Genomic DNA, 2848 nt, shown 5'->3' on the forward strand with positions numbered 1-2848 from the left:
GCGACGGAGCTATTACAACGAAATACTGCCGGCCTTTTTCAACGGAATCGGCCAAAAGAGGTCATCGCGGCAGCGTGATAATGAACTCGGTAAACACACCCAGCTCGCTCTCGACATCGAGGGCTCCGCCGTGTTGTTTGACAATGATGTCGTGGGTCATCGACAGACCGAGCCCTGTGCCTTCGCCAGCTGGCTTGGTAGTGAAGAAGGGATTGAACATCTTGTCCTTCACCTCGACCGGAATGCCGGTGCCGTTGTCGCGGATGCGGATTTCGACCTTGTTGCCAAGGTTCTTCGTGGCCGCACTCAGCACAGGTTCAAAGGTCTCGTCTCCCGCTTCGGACTTGCGCCTGGTGGTAGCATAGAAGCCGTTGGAGATCACGTTGAGCAGCGCGCGTGTGATCTCCTGCGGGTACACCTCGATTTCCCCCGCGTCGGGGTCGAGGTCCTGCTTGAGCGTGATGTTGAAGTCAGACTTCTCTGCGCGCGCGCCATGGTAGGCTAGATTGAGACTCTCCTGGACCAGGGCATTGATGTCGGCGAGGCGGCGCTCGCCCGGTCCCTCGCGCGAGTGCAGCAGCATGTTCTTGACGATGGAATCGGCGCGCTTGCCGTGCTGCACCACCTTCTCGAGGTTTTCCTTCAATAGCCACGTCAACTCTTCGACTTCCTCTCGCATTGTGTCCGTAAGCGCGGCACGCTTGAGTAAGTCGTTCAGCTCGTCGGTCAGTTCTGCCGAAAGCGCCGAGAAATTGTTGACGAAGTTGAGCGGGTTCTTGATCTCATGCGCGATGCCCGCGGTGAGCTGGCCGAGCGAGGCGAGTTTTTCGGTCTGCACCAGGCGGTCCTGCGCGGTGCGGAGGTCATCGAGCGATTTGGAGAGATCGTCGGTGCGCTGGCGCAGCTCGTTGAGCAGCCGCGTGTTCTCGATGGCGATCACCGCTTGTGCCGCAAAATTTTCCAGCAACTCGACCTGCTTGTCGCTGAACTCTTGCACTTCCTTGCGGTAGACAGCAAAGCCACCGACAAGCTCGCTCTCCTTGAGCATCGGCACAATCAGAACGGTGCGGGCTGCGGCGACCTTGTAGATCAGATCGTCGGGATGCTCTGTGGCGATATCGGTAATGTGAACCAGCGCCTTGGTCTCGACGAGGCGCCCCAGCGAAGGCGCCCCATCAAACGGCGCGATGAAGTGTGGCGGCGTTTCCTGGTCGGGCGCGTACAATTGCGGCCCGTTTTGCGCGGCCATTCGCGCCACCCGCCGCAACCTGTCGCCTTCGTATAGGAGCAGCGTTCCAAAACTGGCACGGCAGATGCGCACGGCATTTTCCAGCATGGCCTCGAACACCGGCCCAAGTCCGCCAGGCGAACTGGATATGACTTGTAGCACTTCCGACGTCGCGGTTTGCCGCTCCAGCGCTTCCCTCGTTTCATTGAACAATCGCGCGTTCTCGATCGCAATCACCGCCTGGTCGGCGAAGGACTGTAGCAAGGCAATCTGCTTCTCATTAAATGGCTGCACTTCGGTGCGGCGAAGCAGAATCGCGCCAATGCTCTCCTTTTCGCGCAGCAACGGAACAGCCAGAATGCTGTGAATAACCCCGGTACCGGTATGCTGGGTCAATTTCCGACCATCTGGAAATTCGGCGCCTTCGTCTGAGAGGAGGTCGCGCACGTGCACCGGCGTCTGATCGAGGAACGCACGCCCCGAGACCCAGCCGCGATTGATCGACCACTTTCCTACATCTATCGATATCGGGCCATGATGTGCGCTGAAGCGCAGTTCGTCGCCGTCCTTCAAGAGCACGGCAGCATCATCGGCCTCACAAAGTTGGCACGCACTTGCGACGATTGCTTCGAGAACTGGTTCGACGTTAGTCGGTGAGGACGCTATGACCCTTAAGATATTGCTGCTGCCGGTCTGGTAGGTGAGGGCTTCGGAGAGATCACGGGTCTTGGCCTGCACCTCGTTGATCAGCCGCGCGTTTTCGATGGCGATCACGGCCTGGTCGGCGAAGGTCTGTAGCAATTGCACGTGATGGTCGGCGAATGAACCGGTCTCGACTCGCGTCACGGTGATCAAGCCGATAGGCACCCCATTGCTCATCAACGGCGTGAACAACATGCTGCGAAAGCCGCGCAATCGCGCCAAATCCCTGGCCCGTATGTTTGGCGAGGATTCGGTATCGACAATCTGCATTGGTTTGCCATCACGCAGCAATTCGAAGGGCGCCGAAGACGTTGTGAGATGCCGCGGGAACGAAGCTCGCAATGCTTCGTCAGCGACCGGATTGGTCGGCGTGAACGCCTCCAGGTGTTGCATGCCGTCGATATAGCGAAACACTGCCGTAGAGAAACCGCCAATCAGCCGGTTCGCGCTCGAGGCAATGGCGTCGAACACCGGCTGCACGTCATCAGGCGAACTGGCGATGACCTTCAATATCTCGGCCGTCGCTGCCTGCTGCTCGCGGGCTTCTTTCAGGTCTTTGCTCGGACCCGAGACCGAACGACGCTTAACTCGGCTGGCCGCTGGCGCAATGCGGCGCTTGGTCTTGGTGGTCTTGCGTCCCTTTGCAGGGCTTGCCTTGCGAAACTTCGCCTGGCTCGTCTTGCCGCCCGTTCTTGATGGCCGCGCCATATCCGCCCCCAAGGGTCAAGAAGGGTATCTTATCGGTCCAAACCATCATTCAGGAAGGGCCGGGTTAGCCTGAATCGCATGTCACCGGGCCGGGCTGATGTCCGAGAAGGGTCAAAAGCTGCCGTCGAGCGCCATGCCGCGGCTGGTCGGCTAAGGGGCCAGAAGCGGTCGTAGCGTCTAGTCAATCTACCAGCGACCATAAGGAAGTAG

Annotated in this window: 1 protein-coding gene; it reads right to left on the reverse strand. The window is 59.1% G+C overall.

The window, feature by feature from the left end; genetic code table 11:
• Window positions 1-61: 61 nt before the first annotated feature.
• Entirely contained in the window at window positions 62-2638 is a 2577-nt protein-coding gene (locus AAE027_RS39360) for a GAF domain-containing protein (protein WP_370990252.1), read from the reverse strand.
• Window positions 2639-2848 lie beyond the last annotated feature (210 nt).

Source organism: Bradyrhizobium sp. DN3 (assembly GCF_041357655.1).
Taxonomy (GTDB): Bacteria; Pseudomonadota; Alphaproteobacteria; order Rhizobiales; family Xanthobacteraceae; genus Bradyrhizobium.

Excerpts from the sequence above, each read along its gene's own strand:
- AAE027_RS39360 (WP_370990252.1), bottom strand. The coding sequence starts at position 2,638 with ATGGCGCGGCCATCAAGAACGGGCGGCAAGACGAGCCAGGCGAAGTTT.